Origin of the sequence: Litoribacterium kuwaitense (assembly GCF_011058155.1) — a bacterium.
Lineage (GTDB): Bacteria > Bacillota > Bacilli > Bacillales > DSM-28697 > Litoribacterium > Litoribacterium kuwaitense.
This window is the reverse complement of the sequence record NZ_JAALFC010000008.1, coordinates 49,791-72,214: the sequence shown is the minus strand read 5'-3', so window position 1 is coordinate 72,214 and position 22,424 is coordinate 49,791. Positions and strand designations below refer to the sequence as shown.

20 protein-coding genes and 2 pseudogenes are annotated in these 22,424 nt (G+C 44.2%); 3 read left to right on the top strand and 19 right to left on the bottom strand.

Translation table 11 applies throughout. From position 1 onward, the window contains the following. Positions 1–8: 8 nt before the first annotated feature. The 11 genes from wecB to prfA form a co-directional block, all read right to left on the bottom strand. Positions 9–1,280 (bottom strand): non-hydrolyzing UDP-N-acetylglucosamine 2-epimerase, encoded by a 1,272-nt coding sequence (wecB, locus tag G4V62_RS07080; protein ID WP_165200621.1) that lies wholly within the window; start codon positions 1,278–1,280, stop codon positions 9–11. Positions 1,281–1,297: 17 nt separating this feature from the next. After that, positions 1,298–1,927, bottom strand: a complete 630-nt coding sequence (gene upp / locus G4V62_RS07075) for a uracil phosphoribosyltransferase (protein ID WP_165200618.1) — start codon at positions 1,925–1,927, stop codon at positions 1,298–1,300. 163 nt (positions 1,928–2,090) lie between these two features. After that, positions 2,091–3,326: a serine hydroxymethyltransferase gene (gene glyA / locus G4V62_RS07070; protein WP_165200719.1), complete on the bottom strand. Its 1,236-nt coding sequence runs from the start codon at positions 3,324–3,326 to the stop codon at positions 2,091–2,093. 157 nt (positions 3,327–3,483) lie between these two features. Further along, a complete protein-coding gene (locus G4V62_RS07065; protein ID WP_165200615.1) occupies positions 3,484–4,038 on the bottom strand; it encodes a TIGR01440 family protein in 555 nt (184 codons plus the stop codon). Further along, complete coding sequence (locus G4V62_RS07060; protein ID WP_246218303.1) at positions 4,025–4,642, bottom strand: low molecular weight protein arginine phosphatase; 618 nt, start codon at positions 4,640–4,642, stop codon at positions 4,025–4,027. Before G4V62_RS07060 ends, G4V62_RS07065 begins: the two co-directional genes overlap by 14 nt. Positions 4,643–4,767: 125 nt before the next feature. Next, positions 4,768–5,292, bottom strand: coding sequence for a manganese efflux pump MntP (locus G4V62_RS07055; protein ID WP_165200612.1), 525 nt, complete (start codon positions 5,290–5,292; stop codon positions 4,768–4,770). 334 nt (positions 5,293–5,626) lie between these two features. Then, positions 5,627–6,685 carry an L-threonylcarbamoyladenylate synthase gene (locus tag G4V62_RS07050; RefSeq protein ID WP_165200609.1) on the bottom strand — a complete coding sequence of 353 codons (1,059 nt, stop codon included), beginning with the start codon at positions 6,683–6,685 and terminating at the stop codon, positions 5,627–5,629. Between the two features lie 101 nt (positions 6,686–6,786). Further along, complete coding sequence (locus tag G4V62_RS07045) at positions 6,787–7,212, bottom strand: GNAT family N-acetyltransferase (RefSeq protein WP_165200606.1); 426 nt, start codon at positions 7,210–7,212, stop codon at positions 6,787–6,789. A gap of 104 nt (positions 7,213–7,316) precedes the next feature. Next, positions 7,317–7,928, bottom strand: coding sequence for a stage II sporulation protein R (spoIIR, locus tag G4V62_RS07040; RefSeq protein ID WP_165200603.1), 612 nt, complete (start codon positions 7,926–7,928; stop codon positions 7,317–7,319). A gap of 74 nt (positions 7,929–8,002) precedes the next feature. Then, on the bottom strand, positions 8,003–8,770 hold the full coding sequence (gene prmC, locus G4V62_RS07035; protein WP_165200600.1) for a peptide chain release factor N(5)-glutamine methyltransferase: 768 nt from the start codon (positions 8,768–8,770) through the stop codon (positions 8,003–8,005). Between the two features lie 88 nt (positions 8,771–8,858). Continuing rightward, positions 8,859–9,929 carry a peptide chain release factor 1 gene (gene prfA, locus G4V62_RS07030; RefSeq protein ID WP_165200715.1) on the bottom strand — a complete coding sequence of 357 codons (1,071 nt, stop codon included), beginning with the start codon at positions 9,927–9,929 and terminating at the stop codon, positions 8,859–8,861. Between the two features lie 190 nt (positions 9,930–10,119). Between prfA and G4V62_RS07025 the strand changes: the two genes are divergently transcribed. Beyond that, entirely contained in the window at positions 10,120–11,445 is a 1,326-nt protein-coding gene (locus G4V62_RS07025; protein WP_165200597.1) for an FAD-dependent oxidoreductase, read from the top strand. A 52-nt stretch (positions 11,446–11,497) separates the two neighbouring features. Here the strand turns inward: G4V62_RS07025 and G4V62_RS07020 are convergent, their stop codons facing one another. The 6 genes and pseudogenes from G4V62_RS07020 to G4V62_RS06995 form a co-directional block, all read right to left on the bottom strand. Next, entirely contained in the window at positions 11,498–11,926 is a 429-nt protein-coding gene (locus G4V62_RS07020; protein WP_165200594.1) for a hypothetical protein, read from the bottom strand. 56 nt (positions 11,927–11,982) lie between these two features. Next, positions 11,983–12,570, bottom strand: coding sequence for a thymidine kinase (locus G4V62_RS07015; protein WP_165200591.1), 588 nt, complete (start codon positions 12,568–12,570; stop codon positions 11,983–11,985). Between the two features lie 277 nt (positions 12,571–12,847). Then, positions 12,848–14,140, bottom strand: a complete 1,293-nt coding sequence (gene rho, locus G4V62_RS07010; RefSeq protein WP_165200588.1) for a transcription termination factor Rho — start codon at positions 14,138–14,140, stop codon at positions 12,848–12,850. Positions 14,141–14,417: 277 nt separating this feature from the next. Further along, positions 14,418–15,704 (bottom strand): UDP-N-acetylglucosamine 1-carboxyvinyltransferase, encoded by a 1,287-nt coding sequence (murA, locus tag G4V62_RS07005; RefSeq protein WP_165200585.1) that lies wholly within the window; start codon positions 15,702–15,704, stop codon positions 14,418–14,420. 332 nt (positions 15,705–16,036) lie between these two features. After that, positions 16,037–16,900: a class II fructose-1,6-bisphosphate aldolase gene (gene fba / locus G4V62_RS07000; RefSeq protein WP_165200582.1), complete on the bottom strand. Its 864-nt coding sequence runs from the start codon at positions 16,898–16,900 to the stop codon at positions 16,037–16,039. Between the two features lie 230 nt (positions 16,901–17,130). Further along, positions 17,131–17,501: pseudogene (locus tag G4V62_RS06995) on the bottom strand (response regulator). Positions 17,502–17,734: 233 nt separating this feature from the next. Between G4V62_RS06995 and G4V62_RS06990 the strand changes: the two are divergent. Beyond that, on the top strand, positions 17,735–18,277 hold the full coding sequence (locus G4V62_RS06990; RefSeq protein ID WP_165200579.1) for a DUF2529 family protein: 543 nt from the start codon (positions 17,735–17,737) through the stop codon (positions 18,275–18,277). 210 nt (positions 18,278–18,487) lie between these two features. Here the strand turns inward: G4V62_RS06990 and pyrG are convergent, their stop codons facing one another. Together pyrG and rpoE are read right to left on the bottom strand one after the other, a co-directional pair. Continuing rightward, the gene (gene pyrG / locus G4V62_RS06985; protein WP_165200576.1) at positions 18,488–20,092 is read right to left on the bottom strand and encodes a CTP synthase; all 1,605 of its coding nucleotides are present in this window, start codon (positions 20,090–20,092) and stop codon (positions 18,488–18,490) included. A gap of 344 nt (positions 20,093–20,436) precedes the next feature. Further along, positions 20,437–20,955 (bottom strand): DNA-directed RNA polymerase subunit delta, encoded by a 519-nt coding sequence (rpoE, locus tag G4V62_RS06980; RefSeq protein WP_165200573.1) that lies wholly within the window; start codon positions 20,953–20,955, stop codon positions 20,437–20,439. A 183-nt stretch (positions 20,956–21,138) separates the two neighbouring features. Here rpoE and G4V62_RS06975 point away from each other — a divergent pair. Then, positions 21,139–22,349, top strand: a pseudogene (locus G4V62_RS06975) (phospholipase D-like domain-containing protein). Positions 22,350–22,424 lie beyond the last annotated feature (75 nt).

Genomic DNA, 22,424 nt, shown 5'->3' with positions numbered 1-22,424 from the left:
ACACTCCTTTAAGTATGTTGAAAACACTCGCGTTGCCAAGCTTTACACTTAGACGTTTCCCTTACAAAAAAATGTAGACAATCGTCACTTAAGACTTTGTCTACATTCGTTAGGTCTCTATAATCATTCATCTTATTTTTTGGTACAAATGCTGGCGGTCTTGTGTCCCGGCGTTTCAAATGGTATAAGATGGCCTCAACAATTCGTTCTGACGCGCTCCCATCTCCATATGGATTCGCCGCTTGCGCCATCGCTTCATGTGCGGCTTCATCTGTTAATAAACGCTTAGCCTGTTCGTACACAACCTCTTCTTCTGTACCGATAAGCTTTAGCGTACCCGCTTCTATCCCTTCAGGTCGCTCTGTTGTATCGCGCAAAACGAGGACCGGCACACCAAGGGAAGGTGCCTCTTCTTGAACACCTCCTGAATCCGTCAAAATCAAGTGCGCTTTTGCGGCAACGTTATGAAACTCGATGACACCAAGCGGATCGATCAAATGAATTCTTGGGTGACCACCAAGCTCAGCGTGGGCAATCTCTTGCACCGCGGGGTTTAGATGGACCGGGTAAACGACCTGCACATCATCATGTTCTTCAACGATACGACGCACCGCTCTAAAGATTTGCTCCATAGGCGCGCCGACATTTTCGCGTCGATGAGCTGTCATGAGAATCAATCGGTCGCTGCCAAGACGCTCAAGGACATCGTGCGTATAATCTGACTGCACCGTCGTGCGCAATGCATCAATTGCAGTGTTGCCTGTAATAAAGATGGCATCGTTCGGTTTATTTTCATTGCGCAAATTTTTTGCGGCGCGCTCTGTCGGAGCAAAATGCAAATCTGCTAAAACACCCGTCAGCTGACGATTCATCTCTTCTGGAAAAGGAGAAAATTTGTTCCACGTCCGCAAGCCGGCTTCAACGTGACCGACCGAAATTTGATTGTAAAACGCAGCTAGACTAGCGATAAAGGTCGTCGCTGTATCACCATGAACGAGGACAACATCTGGCTGAACTGACTTCATAATGCCATCCAGTCCTTCTAAGCCACGGGTCGTCACTTCTGTAAGCGACTGGCGCGCCTTCATAATATTAAGGTCATGATCTGGTTTGACTTCAAATACTTCGAGTACTTGATCGAGCATTTCTCGATGCTGAGCAGTAACGGTCACAATAGATTCCACTTCAGGGTGTTTTTCAAGAGCGAGGACGAGAGGTGCCATTTTAACAGCTTCAGGTCTCGTTCCAAAAATTGTCATTACACGAATCGGTGACTTCATCTATCATCCCTACTTTCTTATTTCGTCCCGAATAAACGGTCGCCAGAGTCGCCAAGACCTGGAATGATATATCCCTTATCATTTAAATGATCGTCCAATGCCGCTAAATAAATGTCAACATCTGGATGTGCTTTTTCGACGAGCTCTACACCTTCAGGGGCCGCAATAATACACACGAGACGAATATTTTTTGCGCCTCTTGACTTCAAACTGTTAATCGCTTCTACCGCCGAGCCCCCTGTCGCCAGCATCGGGTCTACGACAAGTAGTTCACGCTCTTCAATATCAGAAGGGAGCTTTACATAATATTCAACTGGCTGTAATGTCTCTGGATCGCGATAAAGGCCTACATGCCCAACCTTTGCATTCGGAATCAATTGTTTAATACCATCAACCATTCCTAAGCCAGCGCGTAAGATCGGAATAATCCCTAGCTTTTTCCCAGCAAGAACATTTGCTTTCGCTGTAGCTACAGGGGTTTCTACTGTTGTTTCTTGAAGAGGGAGGTTACGGGTAATTTCATACGCCATCAATGCAGCGACTTCATCGACTAACTCCCGAAATTCCTTTGTGCCAGTGGTTTTATTCCTTATGTACGTAAGCTTATGCTGAATCAATGGATGATCTAAAACGTATACTTTCCCCATCATATCTCCCTTTCTTTTTGAAAATGACGTAATCCGTTCTAATCCTTAGCAAATTGTACAGAAAAAGAAGAGATACTTCAAGCTACGGTTTTTTTATCACTCATCAAACCATTAAAGACACGACAAAGCCGCTCTTCCACATAAAGGGAGAACGGCCACTTTGTTACCCGAGCTCAGGATACATAGGAAATGCTGTTGTCAAAGCTTCTACCCGCGCAAGCGCTTCTTTTTTCACTTCTTCAGAATCAATATTTTTAAGAACGAGGGCAATGATGGCTGCAATTTCTTTCATTTCTTCAGCACCAAAGCCTCTTGTTGTCACTGCTGCAGTCCCTAGACGAATTCCACTAGTAACAAATGGTTTTTCTGGATCAAATGGAATTGCGTTTTTGTTACAAGTAATGCCGACTTCATCAAGGGCTAGCTCGGCTACTTTTCCGGTTAGCTGAAGTGACTGAAGGTCGAGCAACACGAGATGGTTATCCGTTCCTCCTGAAACGAGGTCAATCCCTTCTGCTTGCAGCGCTTCAGCGAAAGTACGTGCATTTTCAACGACTTGCTTCGCATACGTTTTAAACTCATCCTGAAGTGCCTCACCGAAAGACACAGCTTTCGCAGCAATCACATGCATAAGCGGACCACCTTGAATACCAGGGAAAACCATTTTGTCGATCTTTTTTCCATCTTCTTCATTATTGCAAAGAATCATTCCGCCCCTTGGACCACGCAACGTCTTATGTGTTGTTGTTGTCACAAAATGAGCATGTCCTACAGGTGTAGGGTGTTCTCCTGTCGCTACGAGCCCCGCAATGTGAGCCATATCAACCATTAAGTATGCGCCGACTTCATCCGCAATTTCGCGAAACTTTGCAAAATCAATGGTACGCGGATAAGCACTTGCACCAGCGACGATCATTTTCGGCTGATGTTCCTTTGCCTTTTGTCTGACTTCTTCATAGTCAATGACCTGCTCTTCTTTCGTAACGCCATATTCAACAAAATTAAATTGCTTTCCGCTAAAGTTTACTGGACTTCCGTGTGTCAAGTGACCTCCATGGCTTAAATTCATCCCAAGGATCGTGTCACCATGCTCAAGGAAAGCATAGTATACGGCCATATTTGCTTGAGCACCTGAGTGTGCTTGAACATTGACATATTCAGCACCAAACAATTGCTTTGCCCGTTCTCTTGCAAGGTCTTCTGCAATATCAACATATTCACAACCACCATAATATCGCTTACCCGGGTAGCCTTCTGCATATTTATTCGTTAGGACAGAGCCTTGGGCTTCCATTACAGCCTCAGATACAAAATTTTCAGAAGCAATTAATTCAATTTTATCACGCTGTCTTCCAAGTTCCTTTTGAATAGCCTCAAAAACGTCACGATCTTGTTTCATTAATGCTGAATTCACAGATAGGTCCCCCTCTTTAAATTCGGTAGACGTAGTCCTCCGGCGGAATGGTTTGTACATTTCGGTTTCATTCGCTTATATTGTACATCATCTTGCAAGCTTTTGTCATAAAATCCGTACATTTTTTTGTTTTTCAAATGTTTCATTCGTCTTCTTTTGTCTCGAAATGATAAACAGCTCTTTCTCCGCCAATTCGTTTTGGGCGTGTTTTTGCTAAAACGAGTGGTGCCTTGCCTATATGAGAAACGCTCACTCGCACTGGAACAGCCACTTGCTTTAAATGCATACCAATGAGTGTATGACCAATGTCGATGCCACCATCGGCTTTGATTTCCTCGACGACGACAGGCTTATGCAACTTTTGATAAGCGTAAGACGCCATTGCACCACCAGCATTTGCAACAGGAACAACCCAGACGGTGTCTAACCCTCGTTTTACAGCTTCGGCCTCTTCCACCACAACAGCACGATTTAAATGCTCACAGCATTGAAAGGCCAAAGAGAGTTTATGAGCGGAGGCCCAACTTTGCAAATGAGAGAATAACGCCGCTGCCACTCCTTCACTTCCAGAAGAACCGATGCCCTGACCACCGACTTCGCTCGTGCTACAACCGATGACGATTAAGCTTCCTTTAGGAAAAGAGGCTTCGCGCATAAACTCGTCCAATGCTTTTGTCCACTCTTCATAGGTCGTCATCAATATGCGCCTCCCCGCGATTGTTGTCTAATTGGTGTAACGTTTCGTCAATCGATCGCTCGATCTCATCATACGTTTTTTCATACGTTTCAACAGAAGATCCGAACGGGTCATGAATATCGTGATACTGTACGTCTGCTAATTGTTTTTCAAGCTTTTGGATTTCATTCTCAAGAGACTCGGGAATACGTTCACCGACCGCTTGAAGGGCCGCCTTCTCTGCATTAAGGGTATCAAGCTTCGACCACTGACTGAACGCACCTGAGGCAAATTCTTTCAACGTAAATACAGAGCCCACCACTTCTGGATATGAAGACGTTACCATCCATTTGTGCGCTCTCTCCATTGTCAGAATGAGATCTGCCCAATCAACAAGCTTTTTCGTTAGCGGCTGGGAGGAATGCTGCACAGAGACCCCTTTCTTTTTTAGAACAAAGGCGGACTTTTCATTAATTGCTGCACCTGGATACGCAGAAACGCCTGCAGACTTGGCAAAATGCTCTTTGCTCTTATGATTAAATACCGCCTCAGCCATCGGGCTTCGGCACGTATTTCCAGTACATACAAACAGAACATGAACACCAGCTGTATTAGATGAATTCAATGTCGCGTCCCCTCCTTCAAACCATCTCCACGCTCAAGTAGCGAGAATGTAACAGTTTTCAATCATCATATAAGGAAACAGAAAGAGACGCAAGCTGTGCTCACTTGAAAATTCTTCACCTCGACTTACAGTATATACTTTAAGCCAAACACACATAACACAAATCCACCGAGCACCTGGCTGTAAGCGCCTAGCCAATGACTTAATTTACCACCTAACCACAGCCCGGCCCACGTCATCATCATGCTTATCAGCCCCATCAAACAAATGCTTAACCACATATGCGCACCCGACATTCCTAAAGATAACCCAGCTGAAAAGCTATCCAAACTAACACCTATACAAAAAGACAAAAGAGCAATCCCTCTTGGCCTTGTATTCACAGCTTGTTCATCAGTAAAAGCCTGATAAATCATTTGCCCTCCAAGAACAAGTAATAATAAGCCTGCAATGACCGTAGCCCCTTGTCCCATATGTTGTGATAATGCTTTTCCGATACCAATACCTGCTAAGGGCATACCAACATGGAATACCCCTACGAGAAAAGCCATATGAAACATTTGCAACGCTCGAAGCCGAACCGTGCCAAGACCGATTGATACAGAAAAAGCATCCATACTTAGAGCGAGTGCTAATACACTTAATGACATCAACTCCGCACCTATCAAGGACCGCCACACCCTTCCTCTTGTCCATCCATTAATCCATGCGTATGCACAGAAATGGAAAAAAAGAAGCGGAGCAAGAGGAGTCTATGGCAATCGACCAGTCATCCCATTATCCACAGTCCATCAGCAGAATGAAAAGTGCAGACAAGCCCAGGCCTATTTGTGTACACTTTCCAACGACCACTCATCTTGTTGCCTTCGTACAAGCAAAAACCTGTCCACGAAGACAGCTTGGCGAATTTTGAAGCAAAAAAATATGGACAAAGTCAAGTTCGACTTGTCCACACTCTGCGTCAATCGTTCAACGACCGAGCATTTATCTAGGTGTAGTGTACCATTGCCTGCCGGCAGCTTTGACCAAACGATTCATAACGGCAGCTCCAATGCCTTTAGGTTCAAGCGTTTCACTCAAGATGATATCCACACCAGCCTCATCAAAAGATCGCAAGCTTGCGAATAAATGTTTTGCTGCTTGCGCGGCATTATACCGATCACTACACAGCTTTGCGTAATCTGCCAATGTGTGCACTTCTTCATCATGCGCAAATAAAAGCACACCTACTTTTTTCTCCTGCGCTTGAAAATATCGGACTGCTTCCGCGAGTGACTGAGAGGCACGATCGACGAGCAGCAGGTCTGCCTCAGGTGCATAATGTTGATATTTCAACCCCGGCGAACGCGGTGGTTCGGTATCATTTTGCACTGCTGGATCGATATCCACAGGACCAGCGACAGCCTCTAAATCTTCCTGTGAGATTCCTCCTGGCCGTAAAATCACAGGCCGGCTTTGTGTACAATCGACAACCGTCGATTCAACGCCAATACCCGTTGGCCCCCCATCTACTATCCCATGAATTCTACCGCACAAATCATTCCAAACGTGCTGCGCTGTTGTTGGACTTGGCCTTCCTGAACGATTGGCGCTAGGTGCAGCCAACGGGAGTCCTGCCTGTTCAATTAAAGCGAGTGCCACAGGATGATCTGGCATCCGGACAGCAACACTGTCTAAGCCTGCTGTTACTGAAGACGCTGCTGCGCCAGCATCTGGAACGACAAGCGACAATGGACCGGGCCAAAAGGCCTCAATGATTGGAAATGCATAACTTGGCAAATCGGCACTCAACTCATACAACTGTTTTTCTGAACATATGTGGACAATCAGCGGATTATCGGCAGGACGTCCTTTCGCGGCAAAAATACGTTGGCAAGCGTCGTTTTTAAACGCACTTGCCCCTAGGCCGTACACAGTCTCAGTAGGAAAAGCGACAACGCCACCTTGGCGTATCACTTCCGCTGCCTCTTTTATTTTTTGGACACTTTCTTCACTATCCACATCGTTTTCCACAGACCAAAAGGCCGTTTTTAATAAATTCATTGTCTCATTCCCTGTTTTTCTAAAGGTTGTATACATCGAAAACCAAGTTATTCACAAAATGTGGATAACTTGGTTGTGGATTGTGGAAATGTCGTCTTTGTTTAAGGCGACCATTTCAACACCTTTGACTTTGAATGCTGTTTGCATTGAGCAACTAGCCAGTCAGGCTCCTTGTCTAACGCGCTTTTCGTGAAACCAAACCAGGAAAACAAAGTAAAAGCTTGCTCTGTTTCTTGAATGACATAGACCGCGCTTGCTTCTTTTTGCTTGACTCGTGCCAGCACGCCTTCAATAAATGCATATAACGCGACAGCCCCTTCAGATCCGCGAAATAAGAATGATGTTAAAAGAATGTCTTCGGAGTGTTGCTCCAAACGGCACGCTGCTGTCAAATGTCCATCCTTTTCCATCACAACAAATTCTTCCGCTCTGCACTGCAAGACGTCTATGTGACAAACTGACTCGTCATAAAAAGCAGCTAACTTCTGTAATTCATCCTCTTTTGCAAGACGTACAATGTGCGACAAAGCATCGTTCCCCCTGTTTTAAAGACTTCCAGACCTACTTCACTGTAAGCTCTTCTAAAGGAAGTCTATGAGGGAAAAAGGCATCATAGAACTGCACGATACACTCATCCAAAAAAGAACGCCCAGCACTTTTCAATCCATTCAACGATAAAAAACTTGACTTCACGTTCATCATTGACGGATGCACCATCATGATCGTGTGGCACAGCTTCACTGTTTGCAAAATCGAGAAAGCATAACGGCGGAAACAGCACACACCACCAGTTCGCCCCTTCAGCATCCCCTAACGAAATCACGATGGCTTCATAGCTTCCAGCAGGATAAACCATCTGGCCATACATCTTCGTTGGGAAATCTGCCATTCCGAAAGAAACATCGACGCTTTGATTAATCCCCAACTTTTCCATTTCTTCCTGAGCAATCTTTTCAATCTCAGGCACTTTATCCGCAACCACTTGTCGTGCTTGCTTAATATCAGCAATCGCTCCAACCCATTCGTTGACCGAGGCATTGACTTCATCACGAATCGCGCGTTTGATCTCTTGATCTTCCTGGCGGTCGCTATTGGCAAGAATACGGAGCCGTATCGCCTCATCTGGAATGACGGTCGGTCGATACTGTGGTCCATTTGATGCCTGGGCCGGAGCAGCGATTGAAGACAAGAGGGCATTGGCAAATAATAATAGAATATAAATAATCGCTAGTTTCTTTAACACGGAGCATACACCGTCCTTTCAGTAGAACAGTGTCTCCGGTTTCATTTGTTTTAAACTAGTAATCTCTTAATTTTTTAATGTGTCGCCAAAACGATACGATCTAAGCCATTGATATCACGGTTCACGCGCACATGCGCATTCGGAAATGACTGACTGAGCATATCCCGAACAGCTTTGCCTTGCGTAAAACCGACTTCAAACGCGACCATTCCAGTGGGCGTGAGCACTACAGGAAGCTGTGTACAAAGCGTACGATACATATCAAGACCGTCCACACCCGCACAAAGCGCTCGTTTAGGCTCATGATCTCTAACAGTCATATCGAGGCCTATCCATTCTTCTTCAGCAATATAGGGCGGGTTTGACACAACAACGTGCGCCTTCAATTCTTTCGCGATAAAAGGAGATAGGAGATCACCCTGCAAAAAATGAACGTTTGCCTGATGGCGTTTCGCATTGCGCTCGGCTACAGCCAAAGCCTCCTCTGATATGTCAATGGCCCATACCTCCGCATCAGGAAACGCACACGCGAGCGAGACGGCAATGATCCCACTCCCTGTGCCGACGTCGACGATCCGGAGCGGTTTTTGACCTTCAAAAAATGACTGAACCTGCTTGATGACTTCGTCCACCAACTCTTCCGTTTCAGGACGCGGGATTAAAACAGCCGAATTGACGTCGAACGTCCTTCCGAAAAACTGTTCTTCTCCTGTCAAGTATTGCAGTGGCTCTCCTTCAGTATGGCTTTCAAGCAACTTTAACAGCGCTGTGTGTTCTTTCGCTGGCATCGGTTCACAGAACGACGCAAACAGCTGCGCACGCGACATGTTTAACACATGCATGAGTAACCATTGCGCGACTTGTCTTTCTCGACCGTGCTTCTCTAAAAAGAAGAAGCCTGGCGCCAGACTTCTTCTATGGTCACCGGCTTCATTCGGCCAACGTCTCCATGGCTTTCGTTTGTTCTTCTAAAATTAACGCATCGACAAATTCATCAAGTTTACCTTGTAAAATTTGATCGAGCTTTTGAATCGTCAGACCAATGCGGTGATCCGTGACGCGGTTTTGCGGAAAATTGTACGTACGAATCCGCTCAGAACGATCCCCCGTCCCGACAGCCGACTTCCGGTTTTCATCGTATTCAGCCCGTGCCTCTTGCTGGAATTTGTCATAGACACGCGCACGTAATACCTTCATCGCCTTCTCTTTGTTTTTAATTTGCGATTTTTCATCCTGGCAGGATACGACTACACCAGTCGGCAAATGCGTCAGCCGTACAGCTGACATCGTCGTGTTTACGCTCTGTCCCCCAGGACCACTGGAGGCAAAAGTGTCAACGCGAATATCCTTTTCATGAATATCAACTTCAACCTCTTCCGCCTCGGGCAAAGAAGCAACAGTCGCTGTTGACGTATGAATGCGACCGCCTGATTCTGTTTCAGGCACTCGTTGCACGCGGTGAGCGCCATTTTCAAATTTCAACTTAGAATAAGCGCCCTTTCCGGTCACCATAAAGATAATTTCCTTAAAACCGCCGACATCGCTGGCAGTCAATTCAATCACTTCAGTTTTCCATCCTTGCGCCTCGGCATAACGAGCGTACATTCGATATAAATCACCCGCGAACAAAGCAGCTTCGTCACCACCAGCCGCACCTCGTACCTCCATAATGACGTTTTTATCATCATTTGGATCTTTCGGCAAAAGCAAAATGCGGAGCCTTGCCGTTAAAGCTTCTTCTTTCTCTTGAAGCTCAGCAATTTCTTCCTTGACCATGCTTTTCATATCGCTGTCTAACGATTCTTCTAGCATGCTTTTAGCTTCGTTTAAACCCTCAATCGTTTCCTTATACTCCCGGTACGTTTGTACAGTATCCGACAGATCGGATTGTTCCTTTGAATACTCTCTTAGCTTATTAGAATCCTGAATAACCTCAGGATCACTCAAAAGCGCATTAAGTTTTTCATAACGGTCTTCTACAGATTGTAATCGATCAAACATCTGGCTCACCTCTGTTTTGCCTTCTGCAAACTTTCTCTATAGTATTATAGTGGAACAATCACGTCAAAAGCAATGCCATTCCATTTCATGATCTCTTATGAAACACGCTTTAGAAATACTTATTAGGGAATGATTAAACTAAGTTTAAGTACTAAAAAGGGAGGTGCGCGCCTGCCAGAGGCGCAACATCATGAGCTATGTCATTATCGGGGGAGATGCTGCAGGAATGAGTGCAGCCATGCAAATTGTTCGAACGAAGGATAAACCCACCGTCACTGTTTTAGAAAAAGGGGCTTACTATTCATATGGCCAATGCGGCTTGCCTTATTTTCTTGGCGGTCATTTAAAAGAGGCAGAGCAGTTGATCGCTCGTCCACGCTCCGTATTTCAAGAAAAATATGGCATCGATGCTCGGGTTTTCCACGAAGTACAGCAAGTCGACCCTGTCGAACAAATCGTTTATGGTATTGATCACGACAAACAACAGCCGTTTGAAATGCCCTACGAGACATTACTCGTCGCTTCAGGGGGACGTCCAAAGATCCTGAATTTACCAGGCCTTGACCTTGACGGTGTATTTCCCCTAAAAACGATTCCCGACGCTAACAACATTAATCATAAACTTGAAACAGCACAGAATATTGTCGTCGTAGGCGGTGGCTATATCGGCCTTGAAGTGGCCGAGAATTTTCGTGAACGTGGGAAAAACGTCACGATTATTCAGCATTCAAAACAGCTCGCTTCCATGATCGATGCTGACCTTGCTGAGCTCGTTCACGAAGAGGCTAAAGCTAAGGGGATTAACGTTCATTTAGAAGAAGCCGTCGTCCGTTTAGACGGCGATACGAAAGTGTCTTACGTAACTACGGATCAAGGGAAATATCAAGCGGATCTTGTCATTATGGCAACAGGCTTACAGCCAAATACAGACTTTTTGCCAAAGGAACATTTCCACCTGGCACCGAATGGCGCGGTTCTTGTGAATGCCTATATGGAAACAAGCTACCCAAACGTATACGCTGCGGGTGACTGCGCCACACAATACAATGTTGTTAAAAAGAGGCAAGATTATATTCCTTTAGGGACAACGGCAAATAAGCAAGGGCAAGTCGCTGGTCGTAATATGGCCGGAAGCGTTTGTACGTTTAAAGGAATTACAGGCACATCCATCATCCGGTTCTTCGACCTAGAGATCGCGAAAACTGGTTTATCCGCTAGCGAATGTGAACAATTAGGGATTCCTTATAAAGTGGCCGAACAAGAGGCGACAGACATTGCTGGCTACTTTGCCAACAGGGAAAAGATGACGGTACGTTTAGTCTATCACGCCAAAAACCGTACGCTTTTAGGCGGACAAATCATCGGCAAGCACGGTGTCGATAAACGGATTGACGTTTTATCGGTGGCGCTTTTTCATGAAATGACTATCGATGCACTTGAAGATCTTGATTTAAGCTATGCTCCGCCCTTTAACTCCGTCTGGGATCCCCTTCAACAAGTCGCTCGCAAACAGTAACCATTCCAAAAAGACTGTACGGTGCCTATCTAATGGCTCGTACAGTCTTTCTCTACCGAATGACTAAATGGATGTCATAGCGAGGCATTTGTTCCTGAAGCCGCCCAAAGAGATCATCCGTAATTTGTTCTTTTTCCTGGGCATTATAATTTTGCTGAAATCGAGCTTGAACAGTCACGCGATTGCCGACAATGGTGACGAGCGTCGTACGAACACCGTCTGTCCGATTCACTGTTCTTGCAATCGCTCGATGATCGTCACCAAGATCAGGGCGATCTTCAACTAAGTCGCGAAACGACGGACTTTGATTCACAGACGCCTGATCGCCATCAGCCAAATCCCTTTGATAAAAGTGATCTTGTCCTGTTAAATCGGTTGTCTGTAATGGCACAGTCCCTTGCTGTTCTAAGGCATCGTCTCCACTACTACAACCATGTATGCCAATAAACGCCAATCCAGTTATGGCGAGTACTCGTTTCACACAGGCCACCTCCTCTTTTAGGAGGTAGTTTTCGCCAAAAGGTCAGCTCCTATACATCAGACCGACGTCCGAATGACGTGACAACGAATACAGCGTGGTTCATAAGCATCTTCTCCGGCAATTACGACGAGCGGATCTGTTTTTTGCGCTGGCTTCCCTTTGACAAGCCGTTGCGTTCTTGAGGACAGCGCCCCACACTGAGCACATCGTCCATGAAGCTTTGTCACATGGTCGGCAAAGGCCAGCAGCTGAGCGACAATCGGAAAGGGCTCTCCTTTAAAATCAAGGTCCAAGCCGGCGGCGATCACATGATGACCTTTAAAAGCTAATGAACAAATGACTTCCACGATGCCCGCATCAAAAAACTGCACCTCGTCAATGGCCACCCATGGTACTTTTGGGTCAACAGACTGTTGCACCGCTTCACTACTTAATAACGTTTGACTCACTTCTCTTTTCCCATTGTGAGAAACAACTGCCGATGCACTATAGCGATGATCCAATGAGGGCTTAAATACTTGAATTTCTTCGCCAGCCTCTCGAATGCGGCGTACATGACCAATCAACGTTTCCGTTTTCCCCGAAAACATAGCCCCACAGATGACTGCAATACTTCCTATTTCTCGGGACACTTCTTCGTTCATTAAATAACACCTAACCTTCTGCATGAAGTAAAGAAAGTCGCACACATTCACATCTATCTAAAAAACAAAAGAAGCTCTCACAATGAGAGCCAAATCAGCCTGTTGACAAACCGCCCCTATCCTCCGCCCGTCATCTTATGACTAAAAACTTCCTTCGATATTAAGGCTAGATAACAGCTGTTTACAAGGCAGGCCAATCCAAATAAAATGTAGCCAACTTCTCAATGACGTCGTCTTTATGTAACGTATTCACCTCTAACAGTAAGAGCTGAACAAGTTACCCTGACGTTGTACTATTTCGTTTTCGCGGATTCATTTGCTTCACTTCATCCGCCATTAATTGGAAAAACTCAGCGTTTGTTTTGGAGGCTTTCAACTTTTTAATAAAACGATCAAGAAATTCCGGAGAGTCGTTCATCGTTTTACGCAATGTCCAAAGCTGGTCAAGCTGAGACTTAGGTAGCAATAGCTCTTCTTTCCGAGTCCCAGAACGGCGCATATCAATCGCTGGAAAAATACGGCGCTCCGACATAGCTCGATCAAGGTGAAGCTCCATATTCCCCGTCCCTTTAAACTCCTCATAAATGACATCATCCATACGTGAGCCCGTATCAATTAAAGCAGTCGCCAAAATGGTCAAGCTACCGCCTTCTTCAATATTACGCGCAGCTCCAAAAAAGCGTTTCGGCCTATGGAATGCTGCAGGATCAATTCCCCCAGAAAGTGTACGCCCACTTGGCGGAATGACCAAATTGTACGCTCTCGCTAAACGAGTGATGCTATCCATCAAAATAATGACGTCTTTCTTATGCTCTACAAGCCGCATGGCTCTTTCAAGCACAAGCTCCGCCACTTTAATATGGTTTTCTGGCACTTCATCAAATGTGGAACTGACGACATCACCATTCACCGAACGCTCGATATCAGTCACTTCCTCCGGTCGCTCATCGACGAGTAAGACGATCAGCTCAGCGTGAGGGTGATTCGTAGAAATGCTGTCAGCAATCTCTTTTAAAAGGGTTGTCTTTCCAGCTTTTGGAGGAGCAACAATCAGCCCGCGTTGACCAAATCCAATCGGCGCGATCACATCTACAATGCGTGTAGACATTTGCCCTGGTTGATTTTCCAAGTGCATTAAACGATCTGGATAAAGGGGCGTAAGCGCTGGAAAATGAACCCGATGCTTGGCAGTTTCAGGATCGTCCCCATTCACAGCCTCTACATGGAGTAAACCATAATATCGTTCGTTCTCCTTAGGAGGGCGTACTTTTCCTGATACACGATCTCCGTTTCTAAGATCAAACCTACGAATTTGTGATGCAGATATATAAATATCTTCTGAGCTTGGTGAATAATTAATCGGACGAAGAAAACCAAAGCCCTCCGACTGAATAATCTCAAGAATCCCTTCCATAAAAAGAAGACCATCCTTTTCTGCCTGTGCTTTTAAAATGGCAAACACCAACTCTTTTTTATTCAACTTGCTGTAATAGGAGATTTGTAGTCTACGCGCATGGTCATATAATTCACGCAGCTTCATATTTTCTAAATTTGACAACGTCAATTCCATTTTGGCACCACTCTTTATATTGAAAATTTATAATAACAATCACCCATCAATTCAGTGATCAGAAAACATTCGGATCTTCGTGTCTTTGAACTTAAAGAAGAAGAAAAAGAAGACCGGATACGGTTAGAGGACTAAATTAGAGGTCTACGTGGATAGTTGCGGACAATCTTATTTTATACACATTCATACACTCTTTCAAGTCTATTTCTTGACACATTATTTATTTTCATTAAAAAGGTGCTGCCGTTTGCTAAATTGTAACGCAGCACCAAAATAATTACGAATTTTGATAGTGCTTGATCTCAGCTTCATTCATTTTCTCTCTCCAGATCTTCGCACCAATCGAGCCTAATTTTTGCACTAAGTTTTCGTAACCACGATCAATATGTTCCAAACCGGAGATTTCCGTCACACCTTCGGCCATTAAACCCGCTGACACGAGACAAGCACCAGCTCTAAGGTCACTCGCTCGTACCTTAGCACCTTGTAAAGTCACAGGACCAGAAATCATCGCAGAGCTTCCCTCAACTTTTACATTTGCACCCATTCTCCGTAGCTCATCAATGTGCTTGAACCTCGCACTATAAATCGTATCTGTGATGACAGCCATTCCATTCGCCTGTGTTAATAAAGCAGTGAACGGCTGCTGTAAGTCAGTCGCAAAACCTGGGTAAACGAGCGTTTTAATATCTACAGCTGTCGGCCGAACCATTTTAGAAATTTGCAATTGGTCATTTGACGTATCAATTTGCGCACCCATTTCCCGAAGCTTAGCAATTAACGACTCCAAATGCTGCGGAATGACATTATCAATAATGACTTCCTCTCCAGCACTGGCCGCCATAATGATATACGTTCCAGCTTCTATTCGATCAGGAATAATTGTATGGTGGCAGCCTTCCAGACGTTCAACTCCTTCAATACGAATCACATCCGTACCGGCCCCTTTAATGCGCGCGCCCATATTTGTTAAAAGTGTGGCTACGTCAATAATTTCAGGTTCTTTTGCAGCGTTTTCAATAACCGTCTTTCCTTCAGCCAAAACTGCAGCAAGCATTATATTAATCGTCGCACCAACGCTCACAACGTCTAAATAAATACGCGCACCTGTCAACCTATCCGCTCGTAAATACAGCGCACCTTGCTCATTTGTCACGGTTGCTCCCAGTGCTTCAAATCCTTTAATATGCTGATCAATCGGACGAGGACCTAAATAACATCCTCCAGGAAGCCCAACGACTGCTTTTTTAAAACGACCGAGCATTGCTCCCATCAAGTAATAGGATGCTCTTAGCTTCTTCACTTTACCATTAGGAAGAGGCATTGAGACCATCTCAGTGGGATCAATGACAATTCGACCGTTTTCCAATGACGTTGTACCACCTATCTCCTCTAAAAGATCTGCGATTATACCAACATCTGAAATATCAGGTAACCCTTCGATAGTGACAGGTGATTGCGCGAGAATTGAAGCCGGCAACAATGCCACCGCGCTGTTTTTTGCGCCACCAATTCTCACCGTCCCACGTAAAGGGCTGCCTCCTTCAATTAACAGTTTTTCCATGAAATCCATGCGCTCCTTTTCACTCGTCATTGCCTTAAAGATGACCACTTGAGACAGCCAAACTCTAGAAACAAAAACAAAGAATCACCGTAAAAATCATGCCTTCACCTAAGCTTTAAGGTTAATATGAGCCGTTCTCTCCAAATTTATACAAATGAAAGACACTGGGTGGCTGCTTGTACGATTCTTTGTTTAAGAGATAAATTCCTGTAAAAACATATCGACGGTTTTTTTAGACAACATCATGGAATTTTATGTAAACATGCAAAAGCACCTCCAGTGGGGTGCTTTCACATTGGTTCGACCTGTCTTACAAGAGTATTGGGGTCATTTTATGCTTTTTGTGAAGATCCAAACTCGCGCATTTTGCCAATGACAGTTTCTTTAATTGCTTCACGCGCAGGTCCAAGATATTTTCTTGGATCGTACATTTCAGTATTTTCGGCTAAGACTTCGCGTACGCGCGCCGCTGAAGAAATTTGATTTTCTGTGTTTACGTTAATTTTTGCTGTACCTAATGAAATGGCCTTTTGAATATCCTTCGTCGGAATGCCTGTACCTCCATGAAGCACGAGTGGTATGCCAGTCAAATTCATAACTTCTTCCATTCGGTCGAAACCAAGGTTAGGCTCACCCTTATAAGGGCCATGAACAGAACCTAATGCTGGTGCAAAGCAATCAACGTTCGTTTCACGGACCAGCTGATCACACTCTTCAGGGATCGCATAAGCTGCTTCTGCGTCGTCAACGATCAGGTCATCTTCTTGTCCACCGATACGGCCTAGCTCAGCTTCTACAGAAACGCCAAGGAGATGAGCAACTTCGACGACCTTTTGAGTTAGAGCAATATTTTCCTCTAACGGATAATGTGAACCGTCGATCATGACTGAAGTAAAGCCAGCATGAATCGCTTCAACACATTTTTCAAATGAAGAACCGTGATCTAAATGAATAGCGACCGGTACTGTAACTTGATAATCATCCATTAATGCTTTAACGATGGAAACAACCGTTTTAAAGCCGCCCATATAGCGCGCAGCACCTTCTGATACACCGAGAATCACAGGGGATTTTTCTTCCTCTGCAGCTTGAAGAATCGCTTGTGTAAATTCTAAGTTATTTAAATTGAACTGACCTACTGCATATCTCTCTTCTTTGGCTTTGTTTAACATATCTCTCATTGAAACTAATGGCATGGCTGTTTGTCCGCCTCCGTTCAAAAGATTAAGTATAGTAAATCCAAGCTCTTCAAAATAAGCGCATAAGTAGAGCAAGGAAGTGCGTTCATTTCGACAAGCTCGGGTAAACAACCATAGCATACCAATAACAAGCGTTGTCGGCAACTGTAGAACGAAGTAGAATTTTGCATGAAAGCGCTGACTACCTTTATTCTTCTACGTTTTTTAAAATATGTGTTTTTTTAAAATCAATCAGAAGATGGCTGTAAAGCCTTGCGAATCACTTCACGGACATCATCAATATCAAACGGTTTTATGAAATGATGCAAAGCCCCCATTTGTTTTGCTTTCGCAATCATATCTAATTCTCCATACGCTGTCATAATCATGACTGTAAGCTCTGGATCTTCTTGCTTTAAACGACGTAAAATTTCCAAACCGTCCATTCCGGGGATTTTCATATCAAGTAGGGCAAGGTCAACATCCTCATCCCTTGCAATTGCCAACGCTTGAACCCATTGGCTGCCTGAAATGTTCGATAACCCTCCTTGACTAAAATTTCATTTAGTAAAAGTCGAATGCCGTATTGATCATCAACAATCAAAATTTTTTCCTTCATTTGTATATCCCCGCCCTTCGTGAAAATTATCTGTCGTTTTTGAATTCTACCGATAAAACCGTATAATTAGTAATTCTTTCTATTAAAAATTTATCCTTCTTATCAGAAGTCGATTCACCTCGAAAGAAAAGAAAATTTGGAGAGAATTGTCTTTTATTGTAGGATAAATAAGAACAGGTCGTACCCACCTGTCGAAAAAACTAAGAAACATACGGATGAGAAAGGGGATTCATTTGTTTCAAATCATTCCAACCCAAGCCTTAGGGCACTTTAAAAAAATGGCTGTAGAAGAGCCATCATATGAAGACGGAGCACGCCTTCTTGCCCAAGCGATCACTAGCCAAGGAACAATCTATGCGTATACAAAAAATGAAGGTCATCTCGTCTTAACGCTTGCTGAACATAGCTCAGACCAATCGATTTTACAACTTAAACCTATTCTTAGCGAGCAAGCGATAGACCAATTTTCCAAGTGCGCCCCAACCGACCGTTTACTCATCTCAGTGCCTTGGGAAGATGATCCCGAAGCCGTACACATGTGTCAGCTTGCTCAAGAACATGGCCTGGAAGTGCTAACGTTAGCATCACTGTCAGAAAGCCCTTCATCATCCAACGGCCTAAGTCAACGATCCGATGTATTTATTCCATTGCATGTACAACAAGGCTTATTTCTTGATGAAGACGGAAATCGTCACCTCAAGCCCCATAGCCTCGCCTTCATCATGGCCTATCACTGGCTCACCCTCCTCACAAAAGAAATCATAAACGAGCAATAACAACGAAATGCGAAGTGACGCACGTTTTGAATCGGAGGACAGAACATCACCTGGCCATGAAATGGATTTTCACATTCTGCTACTGGGGAGACGACTCAGCAAGCTTTTCCCGTTCAAGTCTCTATCTTCCCACGCAATTAACGAAAAAAACGTTCGCCAACAAATCGGCGAACGCTTTTTAGTTGAATGCAGATGAAAATATTTAACAAATCACTCTGCACTCTTTAAAGAGGCTTCGATAAAATCGCGGAACAGCGGTTGCGGCATCGTAGGACGAGAACGAAATTCCGGATGGAACTGAGACGCCACAAACCAAGGATGATCTTTCAACTCGATGATTTCAACAAGCCTTCCATCTGGACTTGTTCCAGAGAATACAAATCCATTATCTTCCATTTCTTGACGATATACATTATTAAATTCATAACGATGACGATGACGCTCATAAATAACTTCTTCTTCTTCGTAAGCTTGGTGCGCCAATGTACCCTCCTGAAGCTTACAAGGATACAGACCTAAACGAAGAGTACCCCCTAAATCTTCAATATCCTTCTGTTCTGGAAGCAAATCAATGACCGGGTGAGTCGTACTTGGCTGAATCTCTGCTGAGTGTGCATCTTCATATCCAAGCACGTGTCGGGCAAATTCGACAGAGGCGAGCTGCATTCCTAAGCAGATACCAAGAAATGGTACGTTCTGTTCCCGCGCAAAGCGAATCGCTTCGATCTTGCCTTCAATACCTCGATCGCCAAAGCCTCCAGGCACAAGGATTCCGTCGACTTCTTGAAGAAGCTCGGCTACATTTTCCCTCGTAACGGCTTCAGCATTGACCCATTTAATATCAATATCTGAATCGTGCTCATAGCCTGCATGCTTTAGAGCTTCAGCCACAGATAGATAAGCATCCTGTAATTCGACATATTTTCCAACGAGCGCGATACGCGTCATTTTTTTCAAATTGGCAACACGGTCAACTAGCTTCTTCCATTCGGTCATCTCCGCTTGTTGGCATTCTAATTTAAGATGGTTACAAACGATTTGATCAAGATGCTGCTCTTGCAAAGAGAGCGGAATTTCGTAAAGGTTGTCCGCATCACGGCACTCAATCACAGACTTAGCATTAATATCACAAAATAAAGCAATTTTATCTTTCATGTCTTGAGGCACTGCCGATTCTGTACGAACAACAATGACGTTTGGCTGAATTCCTAGAGACCGTAGCTCTTTCACCGAATGCTGCGTAGGCTTCGTTTTCATCTCTCCAGCGGCCCGAATATAAGGCACAAGGGTACAATGAATATACATCACCTGATCTTGTCCTATATCACTTTTAATTTGCCGGATAGCTTCTAAAAATGGGAGAGATTCAATATCTCCAACGGTTCCACCGATTTCGGTAATCACAACATCAGCGTTCGTTTCGTGTCCGGCACGGTACACGCGATCTTTAATTTCATTTGTAATATGCGGAATGACTTGCACTGTACCGCCAAGATAATCGCCTTTTCGTTCCTTCCGTAACACTGTCGAGTAAATTTTTCCAGTTGTAATATTAGAGTGCTTCCCAAGGTTAATATCGATAAACCGTTCATAATGCCCAAGATCAAGGTCTGTTTCTGCGCCATCATTCGTCACAAAAACTTCTCCATGCTGGTATGGACTCATCGTGCCTGGGTCCACATTAATATATGGGTCAAATTTTTGAATGGTTACGTTAAGGCCACGATTTTTCAAGAGCCTTCCGAGCGAAGCGGCTGTGATACCTTTACCTAGCGAAGAAACGACGCCGCCAGTTACAAAAATGTACTTTGTCATTCAATCCACCCCATCAAGAAATTTATAGAGAGCTATCTGATCCTCATGTATTGCGTAAAATGGCAATCGACGTATGCATCTCTTTTGCCTTTGTAAATAAAAACAAGGTAAACCACACATAAAGAGTGCTCCGCTAGAATGCAAAGGGGAGTCCATTTGTTTTTTCATACTTGATCTCAATGCTGAGAACCTCATCCTAAAGTACAAAAAAACAAAAGTGACCCCTTTGTGCGGGAGCACTTTTGATCTTTACGCATGGTTTTCCATGGAATCTGCTTATTCGTAAGAGCCCACATCTATTTTACTCGGGGGACTTACAGAAGTCAACCGAACCCATTTTTATTTTATCGGAGATCTTCCTCTTCTTCGTCATCATCGTCATCGTTCTCTTCTTCGAAGTCTTCTTCATCAAGATCTTCTTCATCAAAAGCGTTATCATCTTCTACCTCAGCTTCAAAAGCTTCATCTTCTTCCAAATCTTCCAAGTCATCTAGATCACCAAGATCAATATCTTCTTCTGAATCATGAAGTTCTTCCTCATCATCAATTTGACTCGAGCGTTTTTTCTTTTTCTTCGGCTTTGTCGGGGCCAGGTCTTCCTCTGTCGTATCTACTGGATACCAACGCTTTAAGCCCCAGTTGTTATCTCCTGATGTCATAAATCGGCCATCGACATTTAAATCAGAAAAAAATCGGACTACCTTATCCGCTTTTTGTTCTTCCGTAAACTGCTTAAGTCTACTAATTTTTTCAAAAAGCTCATGAAACTCGATTGTAGCGCCTTTTGATTTAAGAATCTCATAAGCCATATCGAGCATAGATAGCTCAGCGATTTGTTCTTCAGTAAAATTGGTTTGACTCATCAACGCTTCCCCTTTACCGCTTTTTTCATGCCTGCTCATATCGCTCCAGACAAGACTTCATACTATCCCTCATTATAAACATTTTCAAGCAGTCTATGCCAGCTTTTCCTAAGAAAAAGGAGAAATCCTGAGTTTTTCGTTGAAATGGAGTGAACCAATGGTGAGTGGGTCATACTAATTATAATGGAAAGGAGGGGTCATATGAACGCCATCATTTGGGCGACAGCTGTCATCTGCCTCATTGTCATACTCTTATTTGTCTCATACTATTTTGGAAAACGTCACGCACTGAAAACATCCCCCTTCTCAACTCAAGACACCATTGCCAAACCTGAACTCCTCGTTGAGGGCGCTACTTTTTTCCAAAAAATGCTCGAGGATATTGATCGAGCGGAGCATTCCGTAGCAATCTCCTTTTTTATCATTAAAGACGATGCGCTATCTCGACTTTTTTTCTCTCACCTTCGTCAGGCAGCATCGCGTGGTGTACACGTTTATTTACTCGTTGACCGCCTTGGCGGCTATCGAATTAATAAAAAAACGACGACTGAATTAAAGAGGTCTGGCATTTTTTTTGCCTTTAGCCACGTCCCTCGTTTGCCTTACCTCGCCTTTACAACACTAGCCAGAAACCACCGTAAGATTGCCGTAATTGATGGTCGAATCGGGTATTTAGGGGGTTTTAACATTGGGATTGATTACCTTGGCGGAAATCCTGAACTCGGTCCTTGGCGTGATTATCACCTACGTTTTCAAGGAAACGGCGTTTACCATATGCATACATCATTCTTAAAAGACTTTAATCACGCATCAACCCTACCCTTTAGAGAACGAGAGCCTGAGCGATGTGCACCTTCCCGCCAAAACGTCAACATCTCATTTCTTATGACCGATGGGAATGGATTAGCAGAACAGTTGGTTAAAGACATTGATCAGGCCGAGTGTTCGATTGACATAGGATCGCCTTATTTTATTCCTAATCAAAAAATAATGAATGCATTGCTCAAAGCGTTGCAGCGTGGCGTCTCTGTCACCTTACTCGTCCCCAAAAAACCGACCATCCGCTCGTTCAAGAAGCTTCCTTCCCATACTTGGATTCATTGTTGAAGGCTGAAGGTGAAGTTTTTCAATATGAAAAAGGTTTTTATCATGGAAAAGTATGTATATTTGATGAAAAACGGGCTCACTTAGGTACCTCGAATTTTGACAGGCGCAGTTTTTTCTTAAACAGCGAGATCAATTGCTTGACGAGTGACCCTTCACTTGTAAAAACAATTACAACACAATTTAATGAGGATGCAAAAGCTAGTCGCGCCCTCACTTTAAACCTTCTCCATGAAGACCCTCAGCCTTTTAAACGAAAGGTCGCTTCGTGGATGGCCGGTCTATTGTAACTGTTGGATTTTTAACAAACAGCTTTCGCTTCACATCGTGACAATGGCCTTATACGCCTCGCTTGCATAAAGTTT